Genomic DNA, 17113 nt, shown 5'->3' with positions numbered 1-17113 from the left:
CGCCCCGCCGGACCCTGAGGTCCTGAGGTTCTGAGATCCTGAGGTCCCGAGGTCCCGCCTACTCCTCGGCCGGGGCCGCCGCTGCCGTCGTCTTCGCAGCCGCGGCCTTCGCGGTGGCCGTCTTCTTCGCAGCCGTCTTCTTCGCCGTCGTCGTCTTGGCCGCCGAGGTCTTCTTGGCGGCGGTCTTCTTCGCGGCCGTCGCCTTCTTCGCCGGGGCCTTCTTCGCGGCCGTCGCCTTCTTGGCCGTCTTCTTCGCCGGCCCCTTCGCCCGCTTCTCGGCGAGCAGCTCGTAGCCGCGCTCGGGCGTGATCGTCTCCACGTCGTCGTCGCGCCGCAGCGTCGCGTTCGTCTCGCCGTCCGTCACGTACGGGCCGAAGCGGCCGTCCTTGACGACGACCGGCCGCTCGCTGACGGGGTCGGTGCCCAGCTCCTTCAGCGGGGGCTTGGCCGCCGCCCGCCCGCGGACCTTGGGCTGGGCGTAGATCGCCAGCGCCTCGTCGAGCGTGATCGTGAAGAGCTGCTCCTCCGACTCCAGCGACCGCGAGTCCGTCCCCTTCTTCAGGTACGGGCCGTACCGGCCGTTCTGGGCGGTGATCTCCACGCCCTCGGCATCGGTGCCCACGACGCGCGGCAGCGACATCAGCTTCAGCGCGTCGTCGAGGGTGACCGTGTCCAGGGACATCGACTTGAACAGCGAGGCGGTGCGCGGCTTGACCGCGTTCTTGCCGGTCTTGGGGGTGCCCTCGGGCAGGACCTCGGTCACGTACGGCCCGTACCGGCCGTCCTTGGCGACGATCTGGTTGCCGCTGACCGGGTCGGCGCCCAGCTGGAACTCTCCGCTCGGCTTGGCGAAGAGCTCCTCCGCGTAGGCGACCGTCAGCTCGTCCGGGGCGAGGTCGTCGGGCACGTCGGCCCGCTGGTGGCCCTCGGCGTCCTTCTCGCCGCGCTCCACGTACGGCCCGTAGCGGCCGACGCGCAGCACGATGCCCTCGCCGACCGGGAAGGAGGAGATCTCCCGGGCGTCGATCGCGCCGAGGTCGGTGACGAGCTCCTTCAGGCCGCCGAGGTGGTCGCCGTCGGCGGGCACGATGCCCGAGGCCTCCTCGGAGCCGAAGTAGAAGCGCTTGAGCCACGGCACGGCCTGGGCCTCGCCGCGGGCGATGCGGTCGAGGTCGTCCTCCATCTTGGCGGTGAAGTCGTAGTCGACGAGCCGGCCGAAGTGCTTCTCCAGCAGGTTGACCACGGCGAACGACAGGAAGGACGGCACGAGGGCCGTGCCCTTCTTGAAGACGTAGCCGCGGTCGAGGATCGTGCCGATGATCGACGCGTACGTCGACGGGCGGCCGATCTCGCGCTCCTCGAGCTCCTTGACCAGCGAGGCCTCGGTGTAGCGGGCCGGCGGCTTGGTGGCGTGGCCGTCCGCGGTGATCTCGTCGGCGGCGAGCGCGTCGCCCTCGGCGACCTGCGGCAGGCGCCGCTCGCGGTCGTCGAGCTCGGCGTTCGGGTCGTCCGCGCCCTCGACGTACGCCTTCATGAAGCCGTGGAAGGTGATGGTCTTGCCGGAGGCGGTGAACTCGGCGTCCCGGCCGTCGCGGGCCGTGCCGCCGATCCTGACGGTGACCGAGTTGCCGGTCGCGTCCTTCATCTGGGAGGCGACGGTCCGCTTCCAGATCAGCTCGTAGAGCCGGAACTGGTCGCCGGTCAGACCGGTCTCGGCAGGCGTGCGGAAACGATCACCCGAGGGGCGGATCGCCTCGTGCGCCTCCTGCGCGTTCTTGACCTTGCCCGCGTAGACGCGCGCCTTCTCCGGCAGGTAGTCGGCCCCGTACAGCTGCGTGACCTGCGCCCGGGCCGCGGCCACGGCCGTGTCGGACAGCGTCGTGGAGTCGGTTCGCATGTAGGTGATGAAGCCGTTCTCGTACAGCTTCTGCGCCACCTGCATGGTCGCCTTCGCCCCGAAGCCGAGCTTGCGCGAGGCCTCCTGCTGGAGCGTCGTCGTACGGAACGGGGCGTACGGGGAGCGGCGGTACGGCTTGGACTCGACCGAGCGGACCGCGAAGGAGCTGTCCGCGAGGGCGGCGGCCAGGGCGCGCGCGTTCGCCTCGTCGAGGTGGAGCACCTCGGGGTTCTTCAGCTGTCCGTTCGCACCGAAGTCGCGGCCCTGGGCGACGCGCTTGCCGTCGACGGTGTTCAGGCGTGCGACGAGGGTGGACGGGTCGGACGGGTCGCCGGCCCGGCCGGTCGAGAAGGTGCCGGTCAGGTCCCAGTACTCGGCGGAGCGGAAGGCGATGCGCTCGCGCTCGCGCTCGACGACGAGGCGGGTGGCCACGGACTGCACGCGGCCCGCCGACAGCTTCGGCATGACCTTCTTCCACAGCACCGGGGAGACCTCGTAGCCGTAGAGCCGGTCGAGGATGCGGCGGGTCTCCTGGGCGTCGACCATGCGCTGGTTCAGCTCGCGCGGGTTGGCGACGGCGTCGCGGATCGCGTCCTTGGTGATCTCGTGGAAGACCATGCGGTGGACGGGGACCTTGGGCTTGAGGACCTCCTGGAGGTGCCACGCGATGGCCTCGCCCTCGCGGTCCTCATCGGTGGCCAGGAAGAGCTCGTCGGATTCGGCCAGCAGCTCCTTGAGCTTCCTGACCTGGGCCTTCTTGTCGGCGTTGACGACGTAGATCGGCTGGAAGTCGTGCTCGACGTCCACGCCGAGGCGGCGCACCTCGCCCGTGTACTTCTCGGGTACCTCCGCGGCGCCGTTCGGGAGGTCGCGGATGTGCCCGACGCTCGCCTCGACGACGTATCCCGGGCCGAGGTAGCCCTTGATCGTCTTCGCCTTGGCAGGGGACTCGACGATGACGAGTCGGCGGCCGCCCTGTGCGGTCTCGCTAGTCGGGGACAACTTGGCTCTTCTCTCCGGTCGGCACTCGGTCGCAGTACGGCGACGCTGCGGAGTGTGACGGTACAACCCGCCCCCGTGTCAAACGGCACAAGCCCGCAACGGCCACTCGAACGGTAACCCGACTAGTGCCATTTCTGCCGCCCGGATACCCCGCCGGACCCGTCCCGATCACCGGCCCGAGTGGCCAGGGGGCCGTCTGGCCCCGCCCCCGCACCCGTCCTGACGTCCGGCTTTGCCCCGAGAGCCGCGGCCGGCGGAGCGGCCCGGGTCAGAGATGTGCGAGGCACCACGCCCCGAGGCCCAGCGACACCGCCGCGCCGAGCAGAGCCGCCGGGAGGGCGAGCGAGGGGCGCACGCCCTCGGCGACCGGCGCACCGCGGCGTACGCACGCCCCCGTCCAGGCCAGCAGGGCCGTCCCGTACAGCAGGAACACCGCTGCCGCGAACACCGCCGGACCGCGCTCCATGCCGTTCCCCCCATCGTCGCAAGGCCGCCCCGGGGCCCCGGCGTCCCCCCGGTACCCCGGGGCCCCTGCGGCCGTGCGCCCTTCCGCCGGGGAGCCTGCCAGCCGCGGGGGAACGGCGGGCGAACCCCCGGTGACGGCTCAGTGGTCGGCGACCGGCTCCAGGAACCCCTGTTCGACGAGCAGCCGGATCGCCTCCGGGGTCCGGTCCCGCAGCCCCACCGGATCCTCCTGCACCAGCTGCGCGATCGCGTCGAGGATCCGGCCCGCGCTGAGCGAGCCGTCGCAGACGCCCGCGAACCCGGCCCCGACCGTGTCGACCTTGGTGGCCCGCCGCATGCCGCGGTTCTGCCGCAGCACCACGTGCTCGGGGTCCTCCGCGCCGGGCGCCCCGACCTGCTCCTGCACGACCTCGCCGGCCAGGACGAAGCGGGCCTCCAGCAGGGCCGCGTCGTCGTGGTCGCGCAGGTAGTCCTGGCGGGCGAAGTGCGCGGCGACCGCGTCGCCGAGCGGCTGCTCCACCGGGTGGGGCCACTCCTCGATCACGATCGACGGCTCCTGCGCGCCGCTGCGGCGCAGCGTGATCCACCCGAAGCCGACCGCCTTGGTCTTGCGGGCCTCGAACTCGTCGAGCCATTCCTCGTACCGGCGCGCGTACTCGTCCGGAGCGGTGCGGTGGTCGCCCGCGTCGCGCAGCCACAGCTCGGCGTACTGGGTCACGTCCTGGACGTCGCGCTGGACGATCCAGGCGTCGCAGCCGCGCGGCACCCAGGAGCGGACGCGGTCGCGCCAGTCCTCGCCCTCGACGTGCTGCCAGTTGCCGAGGAACTGCGCGTAGCCGCCGGGGTTGAGGTGCGCGCCGGCCTGCTGGACGAGCGTGCGGCACAGGTCGTCGCCGCCCATGCCGCCGTCCCGGTACGTCAGCCGGGCGCCGGGGGAGATGACGAACGGCGGGTTGGACACGATGAGGTCGTACGCGGCATCCCCGACGGGCTCGAACAGCGACCCGAGGAGCAGTTCGGCCTCCGGCGCCCCGGACAGCGCGAGCGTCAGCCGGGTGAATTCCAGGGCGCGGGGGTTGACGTCGGTGGCGGTGACGCGGGTGGCGTGCCCGGCGGCGTGCAGCGCCTGGATGCCGGATCCGGTCCCGAGGTCGAGGGCGCTGCCGACGGGGGTGCGCACGGTGATCCCGGCGAGGGTGGTGGAGGCGCCGCCGACGCCGAGGACGACGCCCTCCTCGCGCGAGCCGATCCCGCCGGCCCCGCCGACCGCGCAGCCGAGGTCGGAGACGATGAACCAGTCCTCGCCGTTCGGGCCGCCGTACGGGCGGACGTCGACGGCGGCGCGGACCGCGTCCCCGCCGCCGGCCTCCTCCGCGCGGTGCAGCCAGCCGTCGGCGAGCGCGGCCTCCAGGGGCAGCGCCCGTGCGGCGTCTGCGGCCGGCACGGTCTGCCGGAGCAGGAACAGCCGGACCAGGCTCGCCAGCGGGCTGCTGCCGGCGCTCCGGGCGGCGCGCAGGGCGGGCACGGTCTCGCTGCGGGCCAGGGCGGCGTAGGCGGGGGCGCCGAGCAGGTCGAGCAGCCCGTCGGCGGTGAAGCCGGCGGCGAGCAGCGCGGTGCGGAGTTCGGCGGCGCGGTCGGGCGTGGGGAGGCTGGAGGTACTCACGCGTCCATTGTGTCGGCCGGCGCCGCCGTTCCGTGCGGCACGCGGCCGGGCGGCGGGGCGGCGGGGTCCGCCGGGCGGGCTGCCCGGCGGTCCGGCGGCCCTGTGGATCAGCCCGTCGGCGCGGGGGCCGCGACCTTGCAGCCCTTCTGCGCGTTCAACGCCTTCGCCATGCCGCTCGCGTTGAGCTCGTTGAAGGCGTTCTTGCTGCCCTGGTTCGCCGCCTCGATGTCGGCGCTGAGCGCTTCGAGGCCGTCGGCGAACTTCGCCGGGTCCTTCGCGTCCAGCGCGTCGATCTTCGTCTTCACGTCCGCGTAGCCCTTGGCCGCCGACTCGAAGCCGCCGGCCGACGCGTCGAGCGTGGACTGCCCGTCCTTGACGGGCGGGACCCCGGCATCGCGCAGGGCCTTGGCCATCGCCGTGTACGCGTCGGCCTGCGTCTGGAAGGCGGCGGAGTCGACCTTCTGGACCTCGTCGGACTTGCTGTCCTGTGACGAGACGCGCTTCATCTCAGCGTTCGCCTTCTCGACCTTGTCCAGGTGCGGCTCCCAGACGTCGCAGACCTTCTTGGCCCAGGCGTTGGCCTTCTCGTCGCCGTCGTCGCCGCAGCCGGACAGCACGAGCACCAGCGCCGCACAGCCGGACACCGCGGCCGCAAGCTTCTTGTTCACCGGATCGGTCCCTTCGAGGAGGCTCTCCGCGGGGAAGATACACGGCCGCTGTCGCACGTCGCGGAAAGGCGGACGGGCGGCGCGCCTGTACGCGCCGCCCGTCCGCCTCCGTGCCGGGCCGCCGAGGGGGCCCTCCGGGTCAGGAGACCACCGCGGGGTCGGATGGCTTGGCCACCCGTTCGGCCGCGGCCCCGTCGCCGCCTTCGCCGACGGCGATGTCGCGCCGCTTGGATACGTAGACCGCGGCGACGATGACGGTGATGGCGACGGCCGCGACGATCGCCCGGACGGTCGGGCTGGTGTCGGGGCCGTAGCTGAACTGCACGACGGCCGGCGCGATCAGGAGCGCCACCAGGTTCATCACCTTCAGCAGCGGGTTGATGGCCGGGCCGGCGGTGTCCTTGAACGGGTCGCCGACGGTGTCGCCGATGACGGTCGCGGCGTGGGCGTCGCTGCCCTTGCCGCCGTGGTGGCCGTCCTCGACGAGCTTCTTCGCGTTGTCCCAGGCCCCGCCGGAGTTCGCGAGGAACACCGCCATCAGGGTGCCGCAGCCGATGGCCCCCGCCAGGAACGCGCCGAGCGCGCCGACGCCGAGGACGAAGCCGACCGCGATGGGCGCCATGACGGCGAGCAGGCCGGGCGTGGCGAGCTCGCGCAGCGCGTCCTTGGTGCAGATGTCGACGACGCGCCCGTACTCGGGCTTCTCCGTGTAGTCCATGATCCCGGGGTGCTCGCGGAACTGGCGGCGCACCTCGTAGACGACGGAGCCGGCGGAGCGGGACACGGCGTTGATGGCGAGGCCGGAGAAGAGGAAGACCACGGCGGCGCCGAGGACGAGGCCGACGAGGTTGTTGGGCTGGGCGATGTCGAGGCTGAGGTTCATCTCCCCGGCCTTCGCCCCGACTTCCCTCACCGCGGTGGAGATGGCGTCGTTGTACGAGCCGAACAGCGCGGCCGCGGCGAGCACGGCGGTGGCGATGGCGATGCCCTTGGTGATGGCCTTGGTGGTGTTGCCGACCGCGTCGAGGTCGGTCAGGACCTGGGCTCCGGCGCCCTCGACGTCGCCGGACATCTCGGCGATGCCCTGGGCGTTGTCGGAGACCGGGCCGAAGGTGTCCATGGCGACGATCACGCCGACGGTGGTGAGCAGGCCGGTGCCGGCCAGGGCCACCGCGAAGAGCGCGAGCATGATGGAGGTGCCGCCGAGCAGGAACGCGCCGTAGACGCCGAGGCCGATCAGGAGGGCCGTGTAGACGGCGGACTCCAGGCCGACGGAGATGCCCGCGAGGACGACGGTGGCCGGCCCGGTGAGGGCGGACTTGCCGATGTCGCGGACGGGGCGCCGGGTGGTCTCGGTGAAGTAGCCGGTGAGCTGCTGGATCAGGGCGGCCAGGACGATGCCGATGGCGACGGCGACCAGGGCGAGGATCCGGGGGTCGCCGGGGTGGTTGGTGATCGCCGCGTTCTCGACGCCGACGAGGTCCTTGTACGAGGACGGCAGGTACGCGTACACGGCGGCGGCGACCAGGGCCAGGGAGATCGCGGCGGAGATGAAGAAGCCGCGGTTGATGGCGGTCATGCCGCTGCGGTCGGAGCGGCGCGGTGAGACGGCGAAGATGCCGATCATCGCGGTGACGACGCCGATGGCGGGGACGATGAGCGGGAAGGCGAGGCCGAGGTCGCCGAAGGCGGCCTTGCCGAGGATGAGCGCGGCCACGAGGGTGACGGCGTAGGACTCGAAGAGGTCGGCGGCCATGCCCGCGCAGTCGCCGACGTTGTCGCCCACGTTGTCGGCGATGGTCGCGGCATTGCGCGGGTCGTCCTCCGGAATGCCCTGCTCGACCTTGCCGACCAGGTCGGCGCCGACGTCGGCGGCCTTGGTGAAGATGCCGCCGCCGACACGCATGAACATCGCGATCAGGGCGGCGCCGAGGCCGAAGCCCTCCAGGACCTTGGGGGCGTCGGCGGCGTAGACCAGGACGACGCAGGAGGCGCCGAGCAGGCCGAGGCCGACGGTGAACATGCCGACGACGCCGCCGGTGCGGAAGGCGATCCGCATCGCCCGGTGGGAGACCTCGGTCAGGTCCTTGGCGGGCTCGCCCTCGGCCGGGGTGGCCTCGCGCGCGGCGGCGGCGACGCGGACGTTGGCCCGGACGGCAAGGCGCATGCCGATGTAGCCGGTGGCCGCCGAGAAGAGGGCGCCGACGAGGAAGAAGGCGGAGCGGCCCGCCCGCTGGCCCCAGTCGTCGGCGGGCAGCAGGAAGAGCAGGAAGAACACGACGACGGCGAAGATCCCGAGGGTGCGCAGCTGCCGGCCGAGGTAGGCGTTCGCGCCTTCCTGGACCGCCGCGGCGATCTTTTTCATGCTGTCGGTTCCCTCGTCGGCGGAAAGTACCTGGCGGACCAGGACCTGCGCGACGACGAGTGCGGCAATTGCGACGGCCGCGATCACCATGACGATGAGCCGGTTGTCCTCGGTGAGTACTGCGGCTGCCAGATCGGCGGTGCCGTCCGGCGCGTTGGGGGTGAAGAGCCCCGTCATTCGTCCTCCTTGACGTGATGAGCTCAAGATGTGGACGGATTGTAGGGACCTCTTCCGCATCAAAACAGTGCACGGGAAACGGAATTGGCCTGCTCTTGCACCCCACCAATAGATTGCGTCACTCCATTACCCCCGAAAGAAGTAATGGGGCAAAGGCATTGACGCCTGGTCATTGATCCGGAATACCGGTCCGGGAACGAGAAAAGGCCCTGCTCGGCAGGGCCTTCAATAAGATCCAAAAATATTCAGGGAGTACCGGCTAAGGCAGTTCGCCCTCGCCCGTCCCCGAGACGGGCCAGCTCATGCGGATGGTGCCGCCGGCCTCGCCGCTGATCACCTCGACGTCGTCGACGAGACCGCTGATCACGGCGAGCCCCATCTCGTCCTCCGCGTCGCCGTCCGGGTCGAGGGCCGCCTGCAGACCCGGCACGGTCCCGCCGGACGGGCCGGGCACCTCGTCGCCGACCTCGATGGAGAACGACTTCTCCTCCTCGGTGAGCACCACCCGGACGGGCGCGGTGAGCCCGTTGCTGAGGTGCAGTCCGACGGCGCGTGAGCAGGCTTCGCCCACGGCGAGGCGGACCTCGTCGAGCACGGCTTCGTCCACGCCGACCCGCCGCGCCACGGCGGCCGCGACCAGGCGGGCCGTGCGGACGTGCTCGGGCTGGGCGCTGAAGCGGAGTTCAACGGTGGCCATTGCGTCCCCCTCGGACTGGGCGTGCCTTGCAGAGGCCCGGACCGCATGCGGCCCGCGCCCCCGCTCCTCTCCGGCGCCCCCGCTGCCCGGGCCGGCGTACGGCCGCGCCCGGGGCGGGGACGGACGTCAGTCGGTGGCGGCGACGGCGTCCTCCACCGTCGTGTGGATCGGGAACACCTTGGTCAGGCCCGTGATGCGGAAGATCTTCAGGATGCGCTCCTGGTTGCAGACCAGCCGCAGCGAGCCTTCGTGCGCGCGGACGCGCTTGAGGCCGCCCACGAGCACACCGAGGCCGGTGGAGTCGAGGAAGTCCACCCGCTCCATGTCGACAACCAGGTGGTAGCTGCCGTCGTTCACCAACTCGACCAACTGCTCGCGCAGCTTGGGCGCGGTATACACATCAATCTCGCCACCGACCTCCACGACCGTACGGTCGCCGACAGTGCGAGTCGACAGGGACAGGTCCACGGATCCTCCAGCACCTTGCTATCGAGCGGCGCCCCCCAGGGGCCTCCCCCACCCGCGGGCGGGGGAGAGATTGGCTGCCGCGATGGCATTCAACCACTTACCGGCAGGCGCGCACGACGCCTTCCGTCCATTGTCCTGCACGCCGGTGACACACTCGGTTCCAATGGCCAATACTCACCGCCCCGGCCGCCATAGGGCGCCCGGGGACCCGAAACCCGCTCCCGGCACGGTCCTGGACCGCCTGTCACGGGGGCCGGAGAGGGCTGCACGCATCACTCATACGGAGCACTTGCCCCCTCGGGAGGGCCGTCATGCAGTGTGGCCCGACCGCATCCGGACGGATGTCGTGGCCGCGATCCGCTCCGCGGGTGTCGAGCACCCCTGGGCGCACCAGGCGGCGGCCGCTGAGCACGCCCTGGACGGCGAATCCGTGGTGGTCGCCACCGGAACGGCCTCCGGGAAGTCGCTGGCCTACCTGGCGCCGGTGCTGTCCGCCCTCGCGGACGGCTCCGAGGCTCCGAACGGGCGGGGCGCGACCGCCCTGTACCTGGCCCCGACGAAGGCGCTCGCCGCCGACCAGCGGCGCGCCGTGCGCGAACTGGCGGCGCCGCTCGGCACCTCGGTCCGCCCCGCCGTGTACGACGGCGACACGCCGGTGGAAGAACGCGAATGGGTGCGCCAGTACGCGAACTACGTCCTGACCAACCCCGACATGCTGCACCGCGGGATCCTGCCGGCCCACGCCCGCTGGTCCTCCTTCCTGCGTGCCTTGCGCTACGTCGTCGTCGACGAGTGCCACACCTACCGGGGCGTCTTCGGCTCGCACGTGGCGCAGGTGCTGCGCCGGCTGCGGCGGCTGTGCGCGCGCTACGGCGCCGACCCGGTGTTCCTGCTGGCGTCCGCCACCGCGAGCGACCCGGCGGCCGCCGCCTCCCGCCTGACGGGCCTGCCGGTCCGCGAGGTCGCCGACGACGCCTCCCCGCGGGGCGAGGTGGTCTTCGCCCTGTGGGAGCCGCCGCTGACCGACCTGCGGGGCGAGCGGGGGGCCCCGGTGCGGCGCACGGCCACGGCCGAGACCGCCGACCTGCTGACCGACCTCGTCGTGCAGGGGGTCCGGACGGTCGCGTTCGTCCGCTCGCGGCGGGGCGCAGAGCTGATCTCGGTGATCGCCCAGGAGAAGCTCGCCGAGGTGGACCGGTCGCTGCCGGGGCGGGTCGCCGCCTACCGCGGCGGCTACCTGCCGGAGGAGCGGCGGGCCCTGGAGGCGGCCCTGCACTCCGGCGAGCTGCTGGGACTGGCCGCGACGACGGCGCTGGAGCTGGGCGTGGACGTGTCCGGGCTCGACGCGGTCCTGATCACCGGCTATCCGGGGACCCGGGCGTCGCTGTGGCAGCAGGCGGGCCGGGCCGGCCGCTCCGGCCAGGGCGCCCTGGCCGTGCTGATCGCCCGCGACGACCCGCTCGACACCTACCTCGTGCACCATCCGGAGGCGCTGTTCCGCCGGCCGGTGGAGGCAACCGTCCTGGACCCGGACAACCCGTACGTCCTGGCCCCGCACCTGTGTGCGGCCGCCGCGGAGGCCCCTCTGACGGAGGCGGACCTGCCGCTGTTCGGCCCGGCCGCCCGGGAGCTCGTACCGCAGCTGGAGGCGGCGAAGCTGCTGCGCCGGCGGGCCACGGCCTGGCACTGGACGCGCCGGGAGCGGGCCGCGGACCTGGCGGACATCCGGGGCGGGGGCGGCCGCCCGGTGCAGATCGTGGAGGCCGGCACGGGGCGGCTGCTGGGGACGGTGGACGAGTCGGCCGCCCACACCGCCGTCCACGACGGCGCCGTCCACCTCCACCAGGGCCGCACCTACCTGGTGCGGCACCTCGACCTGGAGGACTCCGTCGCCCTCGTCGAGGAGGCCAGCCCGCCCTTCTCGACGACCGCCCGCGACACCACCGCCGTCTCCGTGCTGGAGACCGACGCCGAGATCCCCTGGGGGGACGCCCGGCTCTGCTACGGCTCGGTGGAGGTGACCAACCAGGTGGTGTCCTACCTGCGCCGCAAGCTGATCACCGGCGAGGTCCTCGGCGAGGCCAAGCTGGACCTGCCGCCGCGCACCCTGCGCACCCGCGCCGTGTGGTGGACGGTCACCGAGGACCAGCTGGACGAGGCGGGGATCACCCCGGAGATCCTCGGCGGGGCCCTGCACGCCGCCGAGCACGCCTCCATCGGCCTGCTGCCGCTGTTCGCGACCTGCGACCGCTGGGACATCGGCGGCGTCTCCGTCCCCCTGCACCCGGACACCCTGCTGCCGACCGTCTTCGTCTACGACGGCCACCCCGGCGGAGCCGGCTTCGCGGAGCGGGCCTTCCACACGGCCCGCGCCTGGCTGACGGCGACCCGCGACGCGATCGCCGCCTGCGAGTGCGAGGCGGGGTGCCCCTCCTGCATCCAGTCCCCGAAGTGCGGCAATGGCAACGACCCGCTCCACAAGCGGGGCGCGATCCGCCTCCTGACCCGCCTCCTCGCCCACGCCCCGGACGCCCCCGGGACCGACCCGCAGCCGCCCGCCCCCTGAGCCGTGCGGCTCCTCCGCGGCCGGAGGCGGTGCGTCCTCGGCCGAGGACGGGCCCGCGCGGGCCGTGATCACCGGGGTGAAGGGGCCCGCGGCGGGGCGGGCCGCAACCTCGGCCACCTCCCCGTGGAGGAGGCAGGCGGCGACGGAGGCGCCCTGCGCCGCCGCCACACGCCGGGCGGCGGCGCACGCGGCCTCGGGGCCGCGGGCCCAGGTGGCGGCCGCGGCGAGCGCCCCCAGGTCGGCGGCCGCCGCCGCGCGGTGGCGGGCGGCCACCGCCTGGCCGAGCAGCAGCACACCGCCGAACACCGCCCCCAGGGCGGTGGCCACGAGGGCCGCCCACACGGTCGCCGAACCCCGGTCGCCCCTCATGGCGGCGGCCCCACGCTGTCCTCGGCCAGGGCCGTCGCCCGGGCCCCGAGCCGCACCTGCAGCCCGGCCGGCCCCGGCGCAGGCGCCTCCACCCGAACGTGCCACAGGTCGCCCTTGCGTTCGATCACCACCTCGGCCCCGGCCGGGGCGGCCGACCGGGCTGCCGCGGCCGCGTCCTGCCCCGGCTCCGAGCGGGCCGCGGCCCGGGCACCGACCCGGGCCGCGTCCACGCAGCGGATCTGCGCGGCCGCCGCCATCAGGGCCCACACGAGCAGGGCGGCGAACAGCACCAGGGCCGGAATCACCAGAGCCGCCTCCGCGGTGGCGAATCCGCCGTCGCGCGGCCGGGCCGGAGCAGTCCGCGGACTTTCCTCAGAAAGGCACATCGAGTGCCTTTCCGATGGTCGACTGGAGCGCCGTGGAGACCACGTCGCTCGTCACCACCTTGTACAGGACCGCGGCGAACGCACACGCCGCGATCGTCCCCATGGCGTATTCCGACGTCGACATCCCGGCGTCCCCGGCCCGCCCGCCGATCACCGCCCGCACACGAAACCAGATCATCCTCATGGCAACCTCCTCTGCAAATTCATGCACTGACGTTCTCTCAGCTTCTTTTGCGCCCCACCCGCCACTTCTGATTCCTTTTCAGCGGGCGGAGAGCATGCCGGTCGCCATTCCGATGACGACCGGGGCCACACCCACCGCCAGGAACGCGGGGAGGAAGCACAGCCCCACGGGCGCCGTGACGAGGACCGCCGCGCGCTGCGCCCGGGCCTGCGCCGACCGGGCCCGCTCCTCGCGCAGCGCGCCCGCCAGGCGGGCGGCCTGCTCGGCGGCCGGCGCACCCGTGCGGGCGGCCCGCTCCAGGCACTGTGCGAGCGGAGCCGCACCGGGTATCCGGGCCAACCTCCCCCACGCGGCACCCGGTTCGCCACCGAGCCGGACCTCCGCACCGGCCAGGGCAAGCCCGTCGCCGACGGGCCCCCCGAGCGACTCCCCGACCGCTTCCGCGGCCTGCACCGGCCCGGCTCCGGCCGCCAGGCAGGCCGCCAGCAGGTCCGCGGCGAACGGCAGCCTGCGCTCCGCCTCCCGCGGATCCGCCGCCCCGGCCGGATCCGGGCGGGTCCGGCGCCGCAGCCGCCGCACCGCGAGGGCCGCCACGCACCCCGCCGGAGCCCCGACCGGGCCGCCGACGAGCAGCCACACCGCGGCCAGCACCGCCGCCGGGACCGCCCACTCGCCAGCGGCGCTCCGCACCCGCGGTCCGGGGGCGGTCCGCCGCCGGACCGGCGGCAGCGCCAGCACGGAGGCCGTTCTGCGCCGGGCGGCCCGCGTCCGCAGCCGCAAGGCGACCGCTGCGGCCGCACACAGCACGGCCGCCGCGAGGCAGAGCACTGTCCCCAGCCTGTGGACGGCCAGCGCGCCGGTCACCGCTCCGCCTCCCGCACAATGCGGCTGCACCACAGCAGCCCCAGCCCCTCCAGCAGGCTCCCCGCGACCAGACAGCCCCAGCCGACGGGGGTGTGCAGCAGCACCCCCAGAGGGTCCGCGCCCAGTCCCGAGCCGATCAGCAGCCCGACGAGCGGCAACAGGGCGAGCACGGCAGTCGTCGACCTGGCTCCGGCCAGCTGGGCCCGCAGCGACTCCTGCCGGTCCCGCTCGGCGCGCAGGGCACCCTCCAACCGGTCCAGTCCGGCGGCGAGGCCCGCACCGCCGTCCACCGAGATCTGCCAGCAGGCCGCCATGCCGACCAGCCCCTCCGCTCCCGGCTCCCGGGCCGCCTCCCGCAGCGCCGCCGGCACGTCCCCGCCGAACGCGGCTGCCGCCAGCACCGCCGTCTCCGCCGGCCCGGGCGCCCCGGGGCCGACGGCCGACCGGCGCAGGGCCGCGGTGAGCGCCTGGCCCGGCTGGGCTCCGGCCCTCAGCTCCCCCACGGCCGCCCCGCACAGGGCGATGACCCCGGCCCGGCGCGCGGACCGCTCCCGCTGCCGCTGCCGCGCGCGCAGCCAGCGCCGCAGCAGCGGCACCGACGCAGCGCCCGCCGCCAGCGGGATCACCGACGCGCCGAGCAGCGCGAGCACCAGCCCGGCGCCGAGGCCGACCCACTCCCGCCGGCTCTGGGCCCGCACCCGGACCGCGGCTGCCCACACCTGCCCGCGCCCCGGCCCGCGCGGCTCGGCGCCGCCCCCGGCCACAACGATCCGGGCCCGGCGGGCCGCCCGCTCCCCGCCGGCCAGCGTCCAGGCGGCCGCAGCCGCGCAGAGGACTCCGGCGAACACCGGCACGGGCGCCGCAGCCGCGGCGCTCACCGCGCACCGCCCAGCAGCGGCCGCAGCCGCTCCCAGCCCTGCTCCCGCACGAAGCCGCGGGAGGACCAGCGCAGCGCGGGCACCGTGACGACCAGACCGGCGGCGTCCCGCTCCAGTACGTGCACCTCCGCCACCCGGCGCCGCCCGGCCCGGTCCCTGACCAGGTGGACCACGAGCGTGAGGGCGGCCGCCAACTGGCTGTGCAGAGCGGCCCGGTCGAGGCCGGCGGCTGTCCCGAGCGCTTCGAGCCGGGCCGGGACGTGCACCGCCGCGTTGGCGTGGACAGTTCCGCAGCCCCCCTCGTGACCGGTGTTCAGGGCCGCCAGCAGGTCGGCTACTTCGGCGCCCCTCACCTCGCCGACGACGAGCCGGTCCGGCCTCATCCGCAGCGCCTGCCGGACCAGGTCGGCCAGGGTGACGAGCCCGGCCCCCTCCTGGTTGGCGGGCCGCGTCTCCAACCGCACCACGTGCGGATGGTCGGGGCGCAGCTCGGCCGAGTCCTCGGCGAGGACGATCCGCTCCCCCGGGCCGGCGAGCCCGAGCAGGGCGCTGAGCAGGGTGGTCTTCCCGGTTCCGGTCCCGCCGGAGACCAGGAAGGACAGCCGCGCGCCGATGACGTCCCGGAAGAGGTGGTGTCCGCCGGGCGGCAGGGTCCCCGCCTCGACGAGCTCGTCCAGGGTGAAGGCCCTCGGCCGGACCACACGCAGGGAGAGGCAGGCGGAGCCGACGGCGACCGGGGGCAGCACCGCGTGCAGCCGGGTGCCGTCGGGCATGCGGGCGTCGACCCACGGGCGGGCGTCGTCGAGCCGCCGCCCCGCCACCGCGGCCAGCCGCTGGGCGAGCCGCCGGACGGCGTCCGCGTCGGGGAAGGTGACGGCGGTCAGTTCGAGCCCGCCGCCCCGGTCGACCCACACCCGGTCGGGGGCGGCCACGAGCACGTCGGTGACGGCGGGGTCGGCGAGGAGCGCCTCCAGGGGGCCCGCGCCGACGAGCTCGGACCGCAACTGGGCTGCGGCGCCCAGCACTTCGGCGTCTCCGAGGAGCCGGCCCTGGGCCCGCAGGGCCGCCGCCACCCGGGCCGGGGTCGGTTCGGCGCCCGTTTCGGCAAGCCGCTGGCGCACCGCCTCCAGGAGTACCGCGCTCATGCCGTCACCTCCCGGTCCGGTACGGGCCCCAGGGCCCGCCGCCAGAAGCCGTCGCAGAAGCGGGCGAGCGGCCCGCGCCCGTGCGCCCCGGGCGGCTCGCCCTCGGCGACGCGCCCCGGCAGGCCCACCTCGACCGGCACCTCGCCTGCGAGCGGCGCGCCCAGCAGCCCGGCCACCGCTTCGGCGTCGAGCCCGCCGGAGCAGCGGCCTCGCACGACCACGCGCACGTCCCTGGCGGCGATGCGCACGCCCGCGGCGACCCGGCCGGCGGCGGCGACCGCGCGCAGTTCGCCGGGGACGACCAGCAGTACGAGGTCGAGCTGGGCCAGGGCTTCGGCGACCGCCTCGTCGACGCGGCGCGGCAGGTCGACGACGACCACCCCGCCGCGCCGGCGGGCGGCGGCCACGACCGAGCGCACTGCGGCCGGGGGCACCGCCACCCGCTCCCCGCGGTCCCAGCTGAGCACGCGCAGCGCGTGCAGTTCGGGCAGTGACTCCTCCAGGGCTCCGGCGCCGACCCGGCCGCGGGAGCCCGCGAGGTCGGGCCAGCGCAGGCCTGCGGCGCTCTCGCCGCCGAGCAGGACGTCCAGTCCGCCGCCGAGGGGGTCTCCGTCGATCAGGACTGTCCGCTCCCCGGCCCGCGCGGCGCGGACGGCCAGGGCGCAGGCGAGGGTGGACGCTCCGGCGCCGCCGCTGCCGCCGATGACTCCGACGGCGAGGGCGCTGCGGCCGGCCCCCTCCGCCACGTCGGCGATGCGGTCGACGAGGCGGCCCTCGGCGCCGGGGAGCCGCAGCACCTCCTCGGCGCCGATCTCCACCGCGCGCTGCCACACCGCCGGGTCGCCCCCGGCCCCTTCCCGGCCTACGAGGAGGACACCGCCGCGCCGCGGGGCTCCGCGGACCCTGCGGGCCGCGTCGTCCCCGACGAGGACGAGGGGCGCGGACTCCCATCCGGTGCCGGGCGGCGGGGCGGGCGGGGCGCCGCCCGCTGCGCCACCGGGTTTCGCGCCAGGGGCCCCGCCGTCGGCGGCGCGGCCGCCTCCGCTTCCGTTTGGCGCCGGCAGCCCGTGGTGCACGTACGGCTCGGCTCCCGCGGCGGCGCACAACCGCAGCAGGTCGTCCAGGAGCAACGGGTCCTCGGTGATGATCAGCGGGCGCCCGCCCGGCGGCACCGCCCCGGCGGGGAGTTCCGCTGTCCGGATTCCGCCTGCCCCGCTCCGGTTCGGCACTTTGCACGTCTTCGATCCAGCCACGATCTCCGGCCCCTTCTCGCTGCAAATCCCGGCGCCGCGGACTTCGCGGCCCGCAATCACCGTGCA

General features: G+C 74.5%; 14 protein-coding genes and 1 pseudogene. 1 reads left to right on the top strand and 14 read right to left on the bottom strand.

All coding sequences use genetic code 11. The annotated features are described in order from the left end of the window. Positions 1–58: 58 nt before the first annotated feature. The 7 genes from topA to bldG form a co-directional block, all read right to left on the bottom strand. Positions 59–2899 carry a type I DNA topoisomerase gene (topA, locus tag C0216_RS01645; RefSeq protein WP_114053527.1) on the bottom strand — a complete coding sequence of 947 codons (2841 nt, stop codon included), beginning with the start codon at positions 2897–2899 and terminating at the stop codon, positions 59–61. Between the two features lie 268 nt (positions 2900–3167). After that, on the bottom strand, positions 3168–3365 hold the full coding sequence (locus C0216_RS01640) for a hypothetical protein (protein WP_114053526.1): 198 nt from the start codon (positions 3363–3365) through the stop codon (positions 3168–3170). 138 nt (positions 3366–3503) lie between these two features. Then, complete coding sequence (locus C0216_RS01635; RefSeq protein WP_114053525.1) at positions 3504–5027, bottom strand: DUF7059 domain-containing protein; 1524 nt, start codon at positions 5025–5027, stop codon at positions 3504–3506. 107 nt (positions 5028–5134) lie between these two features. Next, positions 5135–5695, bottom strand: coding sequence for a small secreted protein (locus C0216_RS01630; RefSeq protein WP_114053524.1), 561 nt, complete (start codon positions 5693–5695; stop codon positions 5135–5137). A gap of 139 nt (positions 5696–5834) precedes the next feature. Then, positions 5835–8237 (bottom strand): sodium-translocating pyrophosphatase, encoded by a 2403-nt coding sequence (locus C0216_RS01625; protein ID WP_114053523.1) that lies wholly within the window; start codon positions 8235–8237, stop codon positions 5835–5837. Between the two features lie 259 nt (positions 8238–8496). After that, a complete protein-coding gene (locus tag C0216_RS01620) occupies positions 8497–8934 on the bottom strand; it encodes an ATP-binding protein (RefSeq protein ID WP_114053522.1) in 438 nt (145 codons plus the stop codon). Positions 8935–9060: 126 nt separating this feature from the next. Continuing rightward, positions 9061–9402 carry an anti-sigma factor antagonist BldG gene (gene bldG, locus C0216_RS01615; RefSeq protein WP_030152678.1) on the bottom strand — a complete coding sequence of 114 codons (342 nt, stop codon included), beginning with the start codon at positions 9400–9402 and terminating at the stop codon, positions 9061–9063. Positions 9403–9484: 82 nt separating this feature from the next. Here bldG and C0216_RS01610 point away from each other — a divergent pair, with 82 nt between their 5' ends. After that, positions 9485–11968, top strand: a complete 2484-nt coding sequence (locus C0216_RS01610) for a DEAD/DEAH box helicase (RefSeq protein WP_114053521.1) — start codon at positions 9485–9487, stop codon at positions 11966–11968. Positions 11969–12028: 60 nt separating this feature from the next. Here C0216_RS01610 and C0216_RS01605 read toward each other — a convergent pair. The 7 genes and pseudogenes from C0216_RS01605 to ssd form a co-directional block, all read right to left on the bottom strand. Continuing rightward, positions 12029–12337 (bottom strand): annotated as a pseudogene (locus C0216_RS01605) (Rv3654c family TadE-like protein); the annotation flags it as partial. Further along, the gene (locus tag C0216_RS01600; RefSeq protein WP_114053520.1) at positions 12334–12723 is read right to left on the bottom strand and encodes a TadE family type IV pilus minor pilin; all 390 of its coding nucleotides are present in this window, start codon (positions 12721–12723) and stop codon (positions 12334–12336) included. The pseudogene C0216_RS01605 and the gene C0216_RS01600, both read right to left, overlap by 4 nt. After that, the gene (locus C0216_RS01595) at positions 12710–12907 is read right to left on the bottom strand and encodes a DUF4244 domain-containing protein (protein ID WP_114053519.1); all 198 of its coding nucleotides are present in this window, start codon (positions 12905–12907) and stop codon (positions 12710–12712) included. Before C0216_RS01595 ends, C0216_RS01600 begins: the two co-directional genes overlap by 14 nt. 78 nt (positions 12908–12985) lie before the next feature. Continuing rightward, positions 12986–13771 carry a type II secretion system F family protein gene (locus C0216_RS01590; protein ID WP_114053518.1) on the bottom strand — a complete coding sequence of 262 codons (786 nt, stop codon included), beginning with the start codon at positions 13769–13771 and terminating at the stop codon, positions 12986–12988. Beyond that, positions 13768–14649, bottom strand: a complete 882-nt coding sequence (locus C0216_RS01585; RefSeq protein WP_246042266.1) for a type II secretion system F family protein — start codon at positions 14647–14649, stop codon at positions 13768–13770. Before C0216_RS01585 ends, C0216_RS01590 begins: the two co-directional genes overlap by 4 nt. Next, positions 14646–15794: a TadA family conjugal transfer-associated ATPase gene (locus C0216_RS01580; RefSeq protein ID WP_114053517.1), complete on the bottom strand. Its 1149-nt coding sequence runs from the start codon at positions 15792–15794 to the stop codon at positions 14646–14648. The genes C0216_RS01585 and C0216_RS01580 overlap by 4 nt, the downstream gene beginning before the upstream one ends. Next, a complete protein-coding gene (ssd, locus tag C0216_RS01575) occupies positions 15791–17050 on the bottom strand; it encodes a septum site-determining protein Ssd (protein ID WP_428985474.1) in 1260 nt (419 codons plus the stop codon). Before ssd ends, C0216_RS01580 begins: the two co-directional genes overlap by 4 nt. Positions 17051–17113: the final 63 nt, after the last annotated feature.

Source organism: Streptomyces globosus, assembly GCF_003325375.1.
In the GTDB taxonomy this organism is placed as follows: domain Bacteria; phylum Actinomycetota; class Actinomycetes; order Streptomycetales; family Streptomycetaceae; genus Streptomyces; species Streptomyces globosus_A.
The sequence above is the reverse complement of the archived record's forward strand: the minus strand, read 5'-3'. Positions and strand labels throughout refer to the sequence as shown.

Excerpts from the sequence above, each read along its gene's own strand:
- C0216_RS01625 (WP_114053523.1), bottom strand. The coding sequence starts at position 8,237 with ATGACGGGGCTCTTCACCCCCAACGCGCCGGACGGCACCGCCGATCTG.
- C0216_RS01610 (WP_114053521.1), top strand. The coding sequence starts at position 9,485 with ATGGCATTCAACCACTTACCGGCAGGCGCGCACGACGCCTTCCGTCCA.
- C0216_RS01620 (WP_114053522.1), bottom strand. The coding sequence starts at position 8,934 with ATGGCCACCGTTGAACTCCGCTTCAGCGCCCAGCCCGAGCACGTCCGC.
- C0216_RS01600 (WP_114053520.1), bottom strand. The coding sequence starts at position 12,723 with ATGTGCCTTTCTGAGGAAAGTCCGCGGACTGCTCCGGCCCGGCCGCGC.
- C0216_RS01580 (WP_114053517.1), bottom strand. The coding sequence starts at position 15,794 with ATGAGCGCGGTACTCCTGGAGGCGGTGCGCCAGCGGCTTGCCGAAACG.
- C0216_RS01595 (WP_114053519.1), bottom strand. The coding sequence starts at position 12,907 with ATGAGGATGATCTGGTTTCGTGTGCGGGCGGTGATCGGCGGGCGGGCC.
- C0216_RS01640 (WP_114053526.1), bottom strand. The coding sequence starts at position 3,365 with ATGGAGCGCGGTCCGGCGGTGTTCGCGGCAGCGGTGTTCCTGCTGTAC.